13 protein-coding genes are annotated in these 13,382 nt (G+C 59.1%); 3 read left to right on the top strand and 10 right to left on the bottom strand.

Annotated elements, in window-relative coordinates:
• Positions 1 to 17: 17 nt before the first annotated feature.
• From BK659_RS16010 to BK659_RS15985, 6 genes are all read right to left on the bottom strand, one after another.
• Positions 18 to 782: an IclR family transcriptional regulator gene (locus BK659_RS16010; RefSeq protein ID WP_123425975.1), complete on the bottom strand. Its 765-nt coding sequence runs from the start codon at positions 780 to 782 to the stop codon at positions 18 to 20.
• Positions 783 to 908: 126 nt separating this feature from the next.
• On the bottom strand, positions 909 to 1,301 hold the full coding sequence (locus BK659_RS16005) for a RidA family protein (protein ID WP_123425974.1): 393 nt from the start codon (positions 1,299 to 1,301) through the stop codon (positions 909 to 911).
• A 29-nt stretch (positions 1,302 to 1,330) separates the two neighbouring features.
• Positions 1,331 to 2,128 carry an amino acid ABC transporter ATP-binding protein gene (locus tag BK659_RS16000; protein WP_123425973.1) on the bottom strand — a complete coding sequence of 266 codons (798 nt, stop codon included), beginning with the start codon at positions 2,126 to 2,128 and terminating at the stop codon, positions 1,331 to 1,333.
• Positions 2,125 to 2,787: an amino acid ABC transporter permease gene (locus BK659_RS15995; RefSeq protein WP_123425972.1), complete on the bottom strand. Its 663-nt coding sequence runs from the start codon at positions 2,785 to 2,787 to the stop codon at positions 2,125 to 2,127. Before BK659_RS15995 ends, BK659_RS16000 begins: the two co-directional genes overlap by 4 nt.
• Before the next feature lie 9 nt (positions 2,788 to 2,796).
• Positions 2,797 to 3,459, bottom strand: coding sequence for an amino acid ABC transporter permease (locus tag BK659_RS15990; protein ID WP_054596802.1), 663 nt, complete (start codon positions 3,457 to 3,459; stop codon positions 2,797 to 2,799).
• 175 nt (positions 3,460 to 3,634) lie between these two features.
• On the bottom strand, positions 3,635 to 4,483 hold the full coding sequence (locus tag BK659_RS15985) for a transporter substrate-binding domain-containing protein (protein WP_123425971.1): 849 nt from the start codon (positions 4,481 to 4,483) through the stop codon (positions 3,635 to 3,637).
• 359 nt (positions 4,484 to 4,842) lie between these two features.
• Between BK659_RS15985 and BK659_RS15980 the strand changes: the two genes are divergently transcribed.
• Positions 4,843 to 5,331, top strand: a complete 489-nt coding sequence (locus tag BK659_RS15980) for a thioredoxin family protein (RefSeq protein ID WP_123425970.1) — start codon at positions 4,843 to 4,845, stop codon at positions 5,329 to 5,331.
• 5 nt (positions 5,332 to 5,336) lie between these two features.
• Here the strand turns inward: BK659_RS15980 and BK659_RS15975 are convergent, their stop codons facing one another.
• On the bottom strand, positions 5,337 to 5,744 hold the full coding sequence (locus BK659_RS15975) for a MerR family transcriptional regulator (RefSeq protein WP_123425969.1): 408 nt from the start codon (positions 5,742 to 5,744) through the stop codon (positions 5,337 to 5,339).
• A 77-nt stretch (positions 5,745 to 5,821) separates the two neighbouring features.
• Between BK659_RS15975 and BK659_RS15970 the strand changes: the two genes are divergently transcribed.
• Both BK659_RS15970 and BK659_RS15965 read left to right on the top strand, forming a co-directional pair.
• Positions 5,822 to 7,045 (top strand): NADH:flavin oxidoreductase/NADH oxidase family protein, encoded by a 1,224-nt coding sequence (locus BK659_RS15970; RefSeq protein WP_123425968.1) that lies wholly within the window; start codon positions 5,822 to 5,824, stop codon positions 7,043 to 7,045.
• A gap of 102 nt (positions 7,046 to 7,147) precedes the next feature.
• Positions 7,148 to 9,157, top strand: a complete 2,010-nt coding sequence (locus BK659_RS15965) for a hypothetical protein (RefSeq protein ID WP_123425967.1) — start codon at positions 7,148 to 7,150, stop codon at positions 9,155 to 9,157.
• 124 nt (positions 9,158 to 9,281) lie between these two features.
• Here the strand turns inward: BK659_RS15965 and BK659_RS15960 are convergent, their stop codons facing one another.
• The 3 genes from BK659_RS15960 to BK659_RS15950 all read right to left on the bottom strand — a co-directional run bounded on the left by BK659_RS15960 (position 9,282) and on the right by BK659_RS15950 (position 13,362).
• Complete coding sequence (locus tag BK659_RS15960) at positions 9,282 to 10,016, bottom strand: copper chaperone (RefSeq protein WP_123425966.1); 735 nt, start codon at positions 10,014 to 10,016, stop codon at positions 9,282 to 9,284.
• 2 nt (positions 10,017 to 10,018) lie between these two features.
• Entirely contained in the window at positions 10,019 to 11,581 is a 1,563-nt protein-coding gene (locus tag BK659_RS15955) for a tyrosinase family protein (RefSeq protein WP_185015383.1), read from the bottom strand.
• A gap of 134 nt (positions 11,582 to 11,715) precedes the next feature.
• A complete protein-coding gene (locus tag BK659_RS15950) occupies positions 11,716 to 13,362 on the bottom strand; it encodes a phospholipase D-like domain-containing protein (RefSeq protein ID WP_123425964.1) in 1,647 nt (548 codons plus the stop codon).
• Positions 13,363 to 13,382 lie beyond the last annotated feature (20 nt).

The raw sequence follows: 13,382 nt of genomic DNA, 5'->3' as shown, positions 1-13,382 counted from the left end.
GCCGCGAACGGCCACTGTTATTCGTTGATGCGACGGGCCAGGTTGTTCGCGCTGTCGATCAGCACCCGGCGATAGTCGTTGTAATTGTTCTTGGCATCGGCCCTTGGGGCGACGATGCACAGGGTCGCAATGGCGACACCGCTCGGGTCTTTCACCGGGGCGGCGAAGCAATGGGTAAAGGTGTCGGCGACGCTATCGAAGGAGAAGAAACCGTCGATGCCGGCCTGACGGATTTCCGCCAGAAAACGCTCCAGCGGCAGACGTTCGCCGCCCGGCAGGATGAAGTCATCCTCATCGATCAGGTCGATGATTTGCTGGTCGCTCAAGTGCGCCAGCAACAAGCGCCCGGACGCGGTCCACGGGATCGGCGCGTTCTCGCCAATGTCAGAAGAAATGCGGAAATGCCGCTCGCCCTCCTTCATCAGCGCCACCGTATATTTACGCCCGTTGAGCAGGCACATCTGCGCGGTTTCGCGGGTCTGGCTGACGATCTCCTGCAAGGCGTGATCGGCCTCGCGGCTCAGGTCGAAATGGCGCAAATGCGCTTGCCCCAGAAAGTACAGCTGCCGGCCAAGGTAGACGTGACCTTCCTTGCCCACCGGTTCGAGAATTCGTCGCTCAAGCAGGGACGCGACCAACTCGTAGACCGTGGATTTCGGGCTGCCGATACCGCTGGCGATATCGTTCGGGCGCAGCGGCTGGCCGATTTCCTTGAGGAAATCGAGGATATCGAACGCCCGGTCCAGACCGCGAGCCCGGCGCTTGATGGTGTCTTCGGTCATGTCGTGGGTTCCCATTCAAATTCGCCCGTAGGAGCTGCCGCAGGCTGCGATCTTTTGATCTTGCCCTTCAGGCACCTCCAAAAACGCCAAAAGATCGCAGCCTTCGGCAGCTCCTACAAGAACAAATCAGGCCTTCTTCGCCTTATAAGCGATGCAATCAATCTCGACCTTGCAGTCGACCATCATATTCGCCTGCACACAGGCCCGGGCCGGTGCGTGTTCCGGGCTGAAGTATTCGGAAAAGACTTTGTTGAAGCTCCAGAAATCCCGTGGATCTTCCAGCCATACGCCCGTGCGCACCACGTCTTCGAGGCCATAGCCAGCTTCTTCGAGGATCGCGATCAGGTTGCGCATGGTCTGATGAGTCTGCTCGACGATCCCGCCGGCAATGATTTCGCCTTCCACCGCCGGCACCTGGCCAGACACATGCAGCCAGCCATCGGCTTCGACCGCACGGGCGAAAGGACGAGGCTGGCCGCCACCGGCGGTGCTACCCGTGCCGTAACGAGTAATGCTCATGAGTGTTTCTCCTGATTCGAAATTGAGTGTTAAAAACGCGTGTTCTTGAGAAATTCCGCCAAACGCGGAGATTGCGGGCGTTCGAACAGCTCCTTGGGTGGCCCCTGCTCTTCGATTCGCCCCTGATTCATGAAGACGATCTTGTCCGAGACTTCAAAGGCAAAACGCATTTCGTGGGTCACCAGCAACATGGTCATGCCATCCTCGGCCAGGCCCTTGATCACGCTCAATACTTCGCCGACCAGTTCCGGGTCGAGTGCCGACGTCACCTCGTCGAAGAGCATCAGGCTCGGGTTCATCGCAATCGCCCGGGCAATCGCCACGCGCTGTTGCTGACCACCGGACAACTGACCCGGATAGTGGTCGCGACGTTCCAACAGGCCGACACGTTCCAGCCACTTTTCCGCCAGCACCACCGCTTCGTCCTTGTGCAGCTTTTTGACTTTGAGCAGGCCAAGGGTGACGTTCTGCAATGCCGTGAGATGGGGAAACAGGTTGAACTGCTGGAACGCCATGCCGGTCATGGCCCGGTGCTGGGCAATGACTTTTTCCGAGTGGCGCACGCGCTTGCCGTTGACCTCGTGGTAACCGATGGACTCGCCATCGAGCAGGATCCGCCCGCCCTGGAACTCTTCAAGCATGTTCACGCAGCGCAGCAGCGTGGTCTTGCCCGAACCGCTGGAGCCGATCAGCGTGACCACGTTGCCACGCTGCATGGTCAGGTCGACGCCCTTGAGCACCTCAAGTGGGCCGTATTGCTTATGCAGGCCACAAATCTCCAGCAGGGCCTGGCTTTTGTTCTGGGTCGAAACTTGAGCTTGAATCATGGCAAAGCCACCCGCTTTTCAATATGCCGGCCGAGTAATTCGATGGCGTAGTTGATGATGAAAAAGAGAAAACCGGCAAACAGGTAAAACTCCAGGGTCATGAAGGTCCGGGCGATGATTTGCTGGGTACTCAGCAGCAACTCGGCCACACCGATTACCGAGAGCAGGGTCGAGGCCTTGACGATTTCAGTCGACGAGTTGACCCAGGTCGGCAAAATCTGCCGCAGCGCCTGAGGCAACAGCACGTAACCGAGGGCCTGATAAAACGTCAGGCCGATGGCCTTGCTCGCTTCCATCTGCCCACGTGGCAGCGCTTGCAACGCACCACGAACGATCTCGGCAACGTGCGAACCGCAGAACAGCGTCAGCCCCAGAACTCCCGCCTGGAACGCATCGATCTGCCAGCCCAGCGCGGGCGCCATGTAGAAGCAGGCCAGCACCAGCACAAACACCGGTGTGCCACGGATCAGGTCGACGTAAAAACGAAACGGTGCACGCATCCATATCGTGCCGTAGGTCAGCACCAGCCCGGCAACGATGCCGATCAGGGTGCCAAGCATGATCGCCAGGACGGAGCACTGCACACTGGTCAAAAAGCCCGACCACAGGGTGTCGCGGGCGACCCATAACTCATGCAACCAACTTGGGGACTCGTACATGGGGCGCTCCTAACGGCGAATCGCCAGACGCTGCTCGAGGTAACGCAGCAGCATCGCGATGAGATAACAGGCCGCAACATAGAGCGCCGTCGTCACCAGCCAGGTTTCAATCACCCGGTAGCTTTCGACGTTGATCTTGCGCGCGTAATAAGTCAGCTCCGGCACGGCAATCGCCGCCGCCAGCGAGGTGTCCTTGAACAGCGAAATGAAGTTGTTCGAGAGTGCGGGCAGCACGTTGCGCAACATCACCGGCACGGTGACGTACGCCTTGACCTGCCACTCCCCCAGACCAATCGCCAGCCCGGCTTCGCGCAGGCCTTTAGGGATGCTCAACAACCCGCCGCGGAACACTTCGGTCAGGTACGCCCCGGCATACAACGACAGAGTGATGATGAACGACGGAAGCTTGTCCAGCCGAATCCCCAGACTCGGTAGCGCAAAGTAGATCAACAGAATCAACACCAGAATCGGCGTGTTACGGATCACCGTCACGTACACCGACGCCAGCACCCGCAATGCGCGGTGCTTTGAGAGCAAAGCAAACGCCATCAGCAGGCCGATCACGCAACCGATGGCTATCGACACCAATGCCAGTTCAAGACCCAGACCGAGCCCTGCCAGCAAGGTGTCGAAATCGCGCCAGACGGCAGCAAAGTTCAACTGATAGTTCATGGTCAGCAGTACCTTGAGCGGGGCGCATTAGAGGCGCCCCACCCCTCATTCAAGAAATGGAAACGTCGCGAGCGAAAGAAAGACAAGGCGAAAACAGGCGAGAAAGCAGAGTTGACGTTAGTCAATGAGCATTTCGAGTCTGTTTTCAACGCAGTATTTCTGAGCGCAGCAGTTTTCATTTGAATTCGACGGGGAAGCCAATCTCTGGGGAAGGCAGATCGACACCAAACCACTGTTTGAAGGACGCCGCGTAAGTCGGGAACTCAACGCCGGTCATGGCTTCATGCAAGACGGTATTGACGAAATTCAGCCAGTCCTGATCGCCGCGTTTGACCGCACAGGCGTATGTTTGCGGGCTCCAGGCGTAGGTCGGGCTGCGATAGCGGCCAGGGTTCTGCACCATCAGGTATTTGACCGAAGACTGGTCGGTGGCAGCCGTGTCGGCACGGCCGGAGTTCACCGCCTGGTACATCAGGTCGACGCTGTCGTACTGATCGACCTTGGCCTTGGGCAGCGCCTGGTGCACCAGTTCTTCGGCATAGACGTTTTGCAGCACGGCCACGGTGACACTGTCGCCAGCAGCTTTCAGGTCTTCGATTTCCTTGTACTTGCTGTTGGCCGGCAGCAGCAGGCCAACCCCTTCACGGTAGTACGGCAGGGTGAACGCCACTTGCTGCGCACGGCTGGCGGTGACGGTAATGAATTGGCAGCTCATGTCGACCTTGTCGGTCAGCAAATTGGGAATCCGTGCGTCGGACGACTGCACCACGAACTCAACCTTGCTCGGGTCATTGAACAAACCCTTGGCGACCATCCGCCCGATGTCGATATCAAAACCCTGCAATTTGCCGTCAGCACCCTGGAAGTGCCACGGCGCGTTAGTGCTGCCCGTGCCCACGATCAAATGCCCGCGCTTCAACACACTGTCGAGCTTGCTGTCCGCCGCCTGGGCAATGCCCACGACAGAGGCTGAAGCCGCAAAAAGAAAAACACACGCTGTAAACAAGGAAAGTCGGCGCTGCATGACGGGCACTCCAGGATGATGTGTATTCCGCTATACCGGAACTTGGTATGTGACAACGGAATAGACAGCAGAAAGTGTGCCATAGGCTAGAAGGGAAATCCCAGCGCAATTGAAATATGAATTGAATCAACGGGATGCACGAATGCACAAAACAGGCGTTACCAAACGACGCAGCGCACAGGCGCTACCGTTGGCTACAGGCACGGGTAGTGGGGCCACATTTGAAGTCAGGTGCGCTTCAAAACGAGACACGTCAGCGCCCTGTACCTGTCAACTCTGACAGTAGACGCGCCCTGCGGACGGAATTAGCGTTATGGCGCACCTTCGCTTCGTCTTGCGGCTGAACAAGGAAGACTTCAATGAGCCCGACCACCCACTCTCTCGCACCGCAATACCTCCGGGCATTGAGGACCTACCGCCCGGTCGTCCTGTATTTCAGTAATCCGCACTGTTACGCCTGTGAGTTCGCCGGGCCGATTTTTCGTGCGACGGCCGAGGCCTATAAAGATCGCGCCGAGATTTATATGTTGAATACCGGCGAATCACCGCGCCACCCCAAAGTCAGCGGCACCCCCACCGTGTTGTTCTATCGCAACGGGAAACTGCTGAAGAAACTCAAAGGCTTTGAAAATGCAGAGGCCTTGAACGACGTCTTTGCCAGTCTCATCGGCAAGGCTCGCGCTAAACCTGTCCCACGCAGACCGCTGCGTGATCTGCCATGGTTACGGCAAACCTTCGACACTTTGCTCACGGTTCCCCGGGCGCATCAGTTGCTCGCTCATCGCAGCCCGAAGACGTCGAGACCCTCGCCGCCAGTCTTTGCCGACGATTGCTCGAATCAGAACTGAACGCCTCAGTGGTGCTTGAGCCTCGCCAGCACTCGCTCGGCATTCTCCGAGCACGCAATGCCTTCAGGTCGTGCCTTGATGGACTCGATAACGCCCAGCAACTTCGCCTTGCTCTGCGCCAGATGCTGTTGCATTTCTTCGATCTGCTCAATCTTGCGCTCCAGGCTCAGCACCAGTTCGTCATGCCGGAGCTCACCCTGCTTCGGGCTGGTGAGCAGTTGTTTGAGCTCCTCCAGACTGAACCCGGCCTGCTGTGCGCACTGGATGACCAGCAGGGTTTGCAGCACCTCTGCCGGGTAGCGCCGATAACCGTTGGCCAAGCGCTGGACCTGGCCGATCAGCCCCTGACTTTCGTAAAACCGGATGCGCGAAGCCGTCAGTCCGCTCAATTGCGCCAATTCACCAATCTTCATCAGAACCTCATTTTCGCGCTTGACATTAAAGTTAACTTTAAGCTTAGCCTCATTTCTCCACTAATGAGGAGTCAAATATGTCGCCCTTTCACGCGTTGAATCTGCCTAACGGCCAGACAATCGGCAATCGCATCGCTAAAGCGGCGATGGAAGAAAATCTTGCCGACACCGAACAAGCCCCCTCACAGGCCTTGATGCAGCTCTATCGGGCCTGGGCCGATGGCGAAGCCGGCCTGCTGCTGACCGGCAATGTAATGATCGACCGTCGGGCCATGACCGGTCCCGGCGGTGTGGTGCTGGAGGATGAACGGCACCTTGAACGTTTCCGTCAGTGGGCTGCCATTGGTCGGGCCAAGGGCGCGCAGTTCTGGGTGCAGCTCAATCATCCCGGGCGCCAGACCATGGCCAATCTCGGCCAACCTGCCTGGGCGCCGTCTGCCGTGGCCCTGGAAATGGGACAGTTCTCGAAGATGTTTGCCCAACCCACGCCGATGAGCGAAGACGACATCCAGGACGTCATCCAGCGCTTCGCCACCAGCGCCGCCCTGGCCCAAAAAGCCGGCTTTACCGGTGTGGAAATTCACGCAGCCCATGGCTATCTGATCAGCCAGTTCCTGTCGCCACTGAGCAATCGTCGGACCGACCGCTGGGGCGGTTCGCTGGAAAATCGCGCACGTTTGCTGATAGAAGTGGTGAATGCGGTTCGCGCAGCCGTCACGGCAGATTTCTGCGTCGCGGTGAAACTCAATTCCGCTGACTTCCAACGCGGCGGCTTCGATGCCGACGATGCGCGGCAGGTCATCGACATGCTCAACCCGCTCGCCATCGATCTGTTGGAGTTGTCGGGCGGCAGCTATGAAGCCCCGGCGATGCAAGGCGAAGCCCGCGACGGCCGGACTCTGGCGCGCGAGGCCTACTTCCTCGAAATGGCCGGTGAACTGGCGAGCCGGGCGAAGATGCCGGTGATGGTGACCGGCGGTATTCGGCGTTTGCCCGTTGTCGAACAGGTACTGGTCAGCGGCATCGCCATGGCCGGTATCGGCACCGCGCTGGCGGTCGAGCCGTTGCTGGTCAAGCTGTGGCACGAGGGGCACGACAGCCACCCACAATTGCCGCCGATCACCTGGAAGCGCAAACCCTTGGCGGCGCTGGCCAACATGGCTGTCGTGCGCTTTCAGATCCAGCGTCTGAGCCGCGGTCACCGGCCAAAACCTTCGGTCTCGGCGCTCTGGGCGTTGATCCTCGACCAGGTGTACATCGCCAAACGCACACGCCAGTACCGGGCAGCGATGAGTAAATAGCCGGATGACTGCACTGGAACAGCGTGATGGCACACTGGAATTTCAGCGAAGTTCAACAATACTTCGTCGCAGACGGATGAGGTCTCAAGGAGCAACTGACTCATGGAAGTACCCTGCCTTCTGCGCGCCACCCTGATTGGCAATCTGCTTCTGGCCGGACTTCCAGTTGCCCAGGCCCACACCCTGGGCCACGGCGCGACCGAGAACCTGAAAAGCTTTGCGCCGGCATCACCCGACACACCGTATCTGGAGGTGCTGCATCAGTGCGTCAGCCAGCAGGACACCGACAAGGGCCACCTGCTCTCAGGGCTCGGTGGCACACGCTATCCACTGGTGAGCCTCAAGGGCGCCGAGCAGGTCGAAGCCTTCTACAGCCAGGGCATTGCCTTGCAGTACGGCTTCAACTTTTCCGAGGCGATTCGGGCGTTCTACCAGGCCAGCCGCTTCGACGAAGGTGCGGCAATGCCCTATTGGGGCATCGCGCTGTCGGCCAACTCCAACATCAACAGCGACGCCACCACTGGCTGTGATCAACTGGCCTACCGCTCGGCACAAATAGCCTTGGACAACGCCATGGCTCGCCTCAAGGACCCGGCCGCCAAAGAGCGCTTCAGCGAACGGCAATTGCAGCGCGAAGTCGATTACGCCAAGGCGTTCATGACCCTCTACAGCGAGAAGGACGGCAAGCTCAGCCTGCCCGACGAAGGTAAGCAGCGCTACGCCGACGCGATGAAATCCCTGTCGGAAAACCACTTCGACGACCTCGACGCCGCCACGCTGTATGCCGACGCCCTGCTTAACCTCAACCCCTGGAAATGGTGGGAGGGCGATGAAGCGGTGTCCGATAAAGTCAAACCCACCTCCGCCGCCTACGAGGCATTACAAGTGCTCAACCGGGTGCTGGTGCAGGACAAGCTGCACACCGGCGCTAACCACTTCTATATCCATGCCATTGAAGAGTCACCCTTCCCTGCCAGCGGCCTGCCCATGGCTGACCGTTTTCGCGATCAGAACCCGGCCATCGGTCACCTGGTGCACATGGCCTCACACATCTACCAGCGCACCGGCAACAATGCCCTGGCCAGCATCGCCAACTACACGGCGGTGTCGGTCGACCGCGCCTACACCCATCAGGTCGACCCGCAGAGCCCGTACCCGCTGCACTACCTGGGGCACAACATTCATTTCCTGACCTGGACGTTGTCCATCGAAGGGCGCCAGAACGAAGCGCTGAACATGGCCGAGGAGCTGGTGGAAAACACCACCCGCTATGCCGCACTGGATTTCCTCTGCAAGCAATACCCCCAGGAAATCGCCACCAAGTCTGACTACTTCTACGCCGTGCCCTATTACTTCGCCGTACGCTTCGAAGACTGGGACGCCCTGAAGCGGATCGAACCGAAGATCAACGCCGGCTTGCAAACCATCAACCAGACCTGCGCTGCGGCGAACAAATACGGCACGTTGACCGCACCTTACACTCAGGTCATGGCGGCATACGCCAGCGCCTACCAAAAACTGAGTGCCGACGGCCTCGACGGCAGCGCTGCTCGTGATGCCCTCAAAGGTTATTGGCAGGCCGTCAACGCAGCCTTGAGCGTGAATCCGGACTTGCGTTATGGCAGCAATAAAGCCGTGGAGCTGTTCCGCATTGCCAACCTGATCCTGCTCAACAAAGCGCTGGGCAGCAGCCATGGAACACTCGATATCGCGGCACTCAAGGACGCCGGCGCAGAGGTGTTCGGCAAGGATCAGAAACAGGGGTTGAGTGCCGATCTCCAGGCCCTCGAGGGTGACAACAATGTGCAGATCATCGCGGCCTGGCGCAAGGCCGTGCAAATCCAGGACGCGCTCAACTACAACGAGCCGCCGGACTGGTATTACACGCTACGCGAGTCTTTGGGCTACGCGTTGCTGACCCAGGGGCAATACGCGCAAGCCGAACAGGTGTTCCGTGAAGACCTGGCGGGCAATCGCCTCAGTGGCCGCTCACTCAATGGCCTGAAAGTCAGCCTGGAGAAACAGCCGGGTAAAACCGTACCGGCACTCCTGAACGAACAACTGCAAACCGCCTGGCGCAACGCGACCGTCAGCCCGTCCCCGAAAAACTGAAGGCATACACAACCCCCGTAGGAGCTGCCGCAGGCTGCGATCTTTTGATCTTGAAAGTCAACAGATCGCAGCCTTCGGCAGCTCCTACATCTATGGTCACCCCCCGTTTCATCAGGGGTGGTTTTCAGTGAAACAGACGCAGTGGAAACGGCCAGTACCAACGAACGGGGCGAGGTCTTTTAAAGCGTTCCCACAGCATCCAGCCCATGCTCAACAGCATCAGCGGCACATGCCCCTGCTCTGCCAGCATCGGCAACAACATCAGGGCCCAGCACGAGCCGACGCACCAGCCTGCGCTGACCATGCCGTACTTCAGACAGTCCTTGAGAAAGTCGAGGCCGAACGCCGAAATCCGCGGCTGGTAATGACAGTGGTTCAGGCACGCTTGCTTGAGCGGCGAAGCCTGCCAGATCAGGCAAAACCCCAGCGCGACGATCAATGTGTCCATCGGAGAAAACCCGAGTATCACCCGTGCCCCCACCGTCAGCCCCATCAGCACCACGCCGGCCAAGGTCCAGATGGCCGAAAAGCCGATGACGAACAACGCCACGGCCTGCCAGCGCTTGCGCAACAGGCTGCGCCGCCACAAATAATCCAGAGGGTGAACCAGCAGCAACGGCATCATCGCCAACAGCATCAACCACCACGAAGACAACAGCTGGCGAGGAGGATTGAACAGCAATGCCTGCTCAATCCCCTGCCAACTGGCGGCATAGTCCAGCACCGGCAATGTCCCGCAGAACGCCGGGATAGGCAGCATCTGCGCCGCACCGAGCAACAGCCCCCACCCGGCCAGGCTGATCAGGATCAGCCATGGCCGGGGGCCTCGGGTCAATGCAAGGATCAGGTACTGCGCCATGTTCAGCGACCCTGCCGATAGACGCTCACTCTGCCCACGCTGATGTTGTCGCCTGGCAGAATCTCGGTGGCCGCCACGAACCGCACCGTCAACTTCGTCAGGTCCGGCGCACCGCTGGCGCTGAGCTTGTCGAAGATATCGGTGATTTCCAGTACATGGCTCAACCCCTGGCCGCCGTGCTGGTTATCCGTCCTGCTGGCGTTGCTCACCCCGAACAGCGAGATCGAGCCTGCACGCACATCAGGATGGGCGGACGTTTGACCCTCGACCGGCATACGGATGTACACGTCATACGTGGCCGCATCGTTATCGCCACGAATGTTCTCCAGGTTCAGAAACACCCGGTCGAGATCGGCAGGCGTGGCCGTCGCGCTGAACGCCCTGGTCTTCAGATTGCCAAAAACCTTGGCCGACGCTGCCTTATCCAGAAGTACCGGCGTCTCGACAGTCGTGCTGTTCAGGTCAATGGCCTGATCGTTGGCGCCGATCAACTCGGCAGTGACAGGTTTGCTCAATGTTTTCTCCTTCGCGGCCACGGCTCCGGGGACCTGAGGCGCTACGCCGAGTGTTTCAAGCCGCTGCTGGAACGCACGAGTACCGTGCAAAGGATCGGAGGTGTCCTCATAGACATAATCGAGTTTAGGCGCCCGGGTATCCAGCATATCGCCGACGCGGAACGACCAGCGACCACCATTGGTCGTCGGCACGGCGAAACCTCGGCCTCCGGTTGGCGGGCCGGCGATCCATGCGGCCGACACCGGATTCTGGTCGTTCGGGTCACGCTTGAGCCAGACATCCCAAAGCCGGTCGATATTGGCATGGTGCAGCCAGAAAATCGGGTCCAGAGCAGCCGTGTTGGGGTTGATCATCAACCCTCGCAGGTTAGGATTGCCTCGGGCCCGGCCACCAACGGCAACGTGTACGTAGTTGTGCGGTTGCTGCTCAAGCAAACCGTTCACATTGCCATAGTGTGCGAATATCGACTCGGGGCCACCAAAACCCGGCGTACCACCCGACGCGGAACCGGCAAAGTGATGCTCCTTGAGGGCTGGACGAAGATCGATCCGCGCTTCGTCGAGAACAATCACCCCGTCGCCATTGGGGCCGAACCGACGTTGCACATACAGCGGATTCTGCTCGCCATTGGGTAGCGAGGTAGCGGCAAAACAGGCAGGCATTTTCAGCGTTTGCCGGTTGTCGTTGTAGTTCCAGTAAGGCAGTGACCAGTCACTTGGCCCACCCAGGCCAACAATTGCCGCCCGGACAATCTGTTCGAATGAAGCCACGTAACCACGGTGCCAGGGCAGGAAATACCAGGATTGGTGCTGGCATTGATTCCAGTAGAGATCCTGATCTTCCTGCGACGGTAGTTTGTCGCCCCGTCGCAGATATCCGGCGTCTTGCCAAAGCGGGACATCGATACCGTGAATAGCCGCCAGAAACCGCCAACTGGTGTGATCAGTGATTGGCCTTTGCTGCAGGACTCCGACACCGCGTGCATACCACAACAACGCATCACTCCAGCCAGAACCTAGATTCCATACATCACGCCGTACATGTGCCATGGTAGATCTCCCTGAAAAACCGCGTGGATGAGGAGCGCACTCCTCAACAGGCAACGGTAGATCAAGTGCCGCGCAGCCCCTGTGAAAGCGGACCGGTGGCATGACCTTCACGGCCAGGCAGAATCGGTCAGCATTTACCGCCCGGAAAAACGCAACCGCGAGAGCATTCGCAGGTCGCCGTCCAGGTAGTAGTCATTGGTCCAACTGTCATCCACCGCCAGTGGCGGAACCTGCTTGAGGTCCTCTTGTTTGGCGGCATAGCGGAAGCGGTAATGCTCGTAGAAGCGCAGCAATTCCAGCCCATAACGGTCGGCTAGGTCGGTGTCGCCGCGAATGATCAGGAAGTTTTCATCGTTGCCTTCACTGGCGTTGATGCTGAGGTTGTGACTGCCACTGATGATGGTCGGCGCGTCGCTGGTGAAGTCGACGACGATGGCCTTCAAATGCACCAACAGGTCGCCCTTCTGGCCTTTCATGCTTTCCTTGAGCCAGCCCTCGATGCCAGTGTTGAGCAACGCAGTGGCGGCGAAGTCGGCCGTGCGGTCGGCGTGAAAACCGGTGATGCGGCTGGCGGTGTTTTGCAGGCCATAACGCAGCACATCATCGTGGGGCTGGCCGAGCAAGGCGTTGAGGATTTCATCCGGCAGCGCGAACGCGGTGACAAACAAAACGTCCTTCTTCGCCGCATTGATGATCTCAACGAATTGCTGCAGATCGGCCTGACCGGTACGCGGTGAAAAACCGACAAACAATGGCTGCGACGGGTCCATCGGGTTGTTCTTGGTCAACCAGGTGCGTGTGGCGCCCACATCGGTCGGCGCGGCCCAGATCTGCTCGAACACTTGCAGGTAACGGACACCCACCGCGGTATTGTCCAGCACATGCACCACGTTGGCCTGGCGGTAGACACCGTTGTCGGTGAAATTGGTACTGCCGCACAGCACCGACTGAGGCCGATACTCCCCTGCACCATCGACCTTGCTCAGTACGATGAACTTATCGTGGAAGATCGCGTGGGTCACCCGCCCCCGCTTGCTCTCGGCGGGAAGCTTGGCCAGGCTCTCTTCATTCATGGTGGTGTCGGTATCACCGGGCTTGGCGTGATACAGCACCCGAACCTTGGCGCCTCGCCCAAACGCCGCGTTGACCGCGTCGACAATGGTCGGCAACTGATACTCGTAAATCGCAATGTCCAGCGCCCACTGACCATCTGCGGCACGTTCGATGAAACCGGTGATCTGCTCCAGCAAACCGTTCTCCAGCCATAGCCGTGGTGCGGCGGGCCAGTCATCGAGAGACAGATTCTTGTTGGCACTCAGCTGTGCATCGAGCTCGGGGAACTTGCGGGAAAAGGCCTGACTGGCCGCCACCGCACGATTGAAAATGACATGCTGGCCCGCCGGCAAGCCGTTGTCGGTGGTGACCGTCACCGCCAGGGCCTCGCCTAATTGCGGCGCATCCGGCGTTCCATAGGCCAGATGCACCCGGTAGTTGATCGTCACGCCCGGATTGACCGCGTAATCCGCCCAGCGAAATTTCTGCAACGGCGCGCTATCGCTTGGCGTCGCGCTGTACTGGGGAAAGGTGTGGGCCTTACCGGGGAAGGTCAGGCTGTTGAACAGAAACTCCCAGGGCCCGCTGCCCTGTTGTTTTTCGATGGCAAAACCAAGCAGGCCTTTGCGTCGCGGCTCGGCCAGGTCCATGGCGAGCAATACCCCGTTGGTTCCGGCATAGGCTTTGACGCGGAAATCGTCCTGACTGTTAGCGGCTAGAACACGCATGGTCCACTCCTTTGATTTTG

This window comes from Pseudomonas brassicacearum, assembly GCF_003732225.1.
In the GTDB taxonomy this organism is placed as follows: Bacteria; Pseudomonadota; Gammaproteobacteria; order Pseudomonadales; family Pseudomonadaceae; genus Aquipseudomonas; species Aquipseudomonas brassicacearum_E.
This window is presented reverse-complemented; position numbering and strand designations above follow the sequence as displayed.

Excerpts from the sequence above, each read along its gene's own strand:
- BK659_RS15990 (WP_054596802.1), bottom strand. The coding sequence starts at position 3,459 with ATGAACTATCAGTTGAACTTTGCTGCCGTCTGGCGCGATTTCGACACC.
- BK659_RS15975 (WP_123425969.1), bottom strand. The coding sequence starts at position 5,744 with ATGAAGATTGGTGAATTGGCGCAATTGAGCGGACTGACGGCTTCGCGC.
- BK659_RS16005 (WP_123425974.1), bottom strand. The coding sequence starts at position 1,301 with ATGAGCATTACTCGTTACGGCACGGGTAGCACCGCCGGTGGCGGCCAG.
- BK659_RS15965 (WP_123425967.1), top strand. The coding sequence starts at position 7,148 with ATGGAAGTACCCTGCCTTCTGCGCGCCACCCTGATTGGCAATCTGCTT.
- BK659_RS16010 (WP_123425975.1), bottom strand. The coding sequence starts at position 782 with ATGACCGAAGACACCATCAAGCGCCGGGCTCGCGGTCTGGACCGGGCG.
- BK659_RS15980 (WP_123425970.1), top strand. The coding sequence starts at position 4,843 with ATGAGCCCGACCACCCACTCTCTCGCACCGCAATACCTCCGGGCATTG.
- BK659_RS15955 (WP_185015383.1), bottom strand. The coding sequence starts at position 11,581 with ATGGCACATGTACGGCGTGATGTATGGAATCTAGGTTCTGGCTGGAGT.
- BK659_RS15995 (WP_123425972.1), bottom strand. The coding sequence starts at position 2,787 with ATGTACGAGTCCCCAAGTTGGTTGCATGAGTTATGGGTCGCCCGCGAC.
- BK659_RS15970 (WP_123425968.1), top strand. The coding sequence starts at position 5,822 with ATGTCGCCCTTTCACGCGTTGAATCTGCCTAACGGCCAGACAATCGGC.
- BK659_RS16000 (WP_123425973.1), bottom strand. The coding sequence starts at position 2,128 with ATGATTCAAGCTCAAGTTTCGACCCAGAACAAAAGCCAGGCCCTGCTG.
- BK659_RS15985 (WP_123425971.1), bottom strand. The coding sequence starts at position 4,483 with ATGCAGCGCCGACTTTCCTTGTTTACAGCGTGTGTTTTTCTTTTTGCG.
- BK659_RS15960 (WP_123425966.1), bottom strand. The coding sequence starts at position 10,016 with ATGGCGCAGTACCTGATCCTTGCATTGACCCGAGGCCCCCGGCCATGG.
- BK659_RS15950 (WP_123425964.1), bottom strand. The coding sequence starts at position 13,362 with ATGCGTGTTCTAGCCGCTAACAGTCAGGACGATTTCCGCGTCAAAGCC.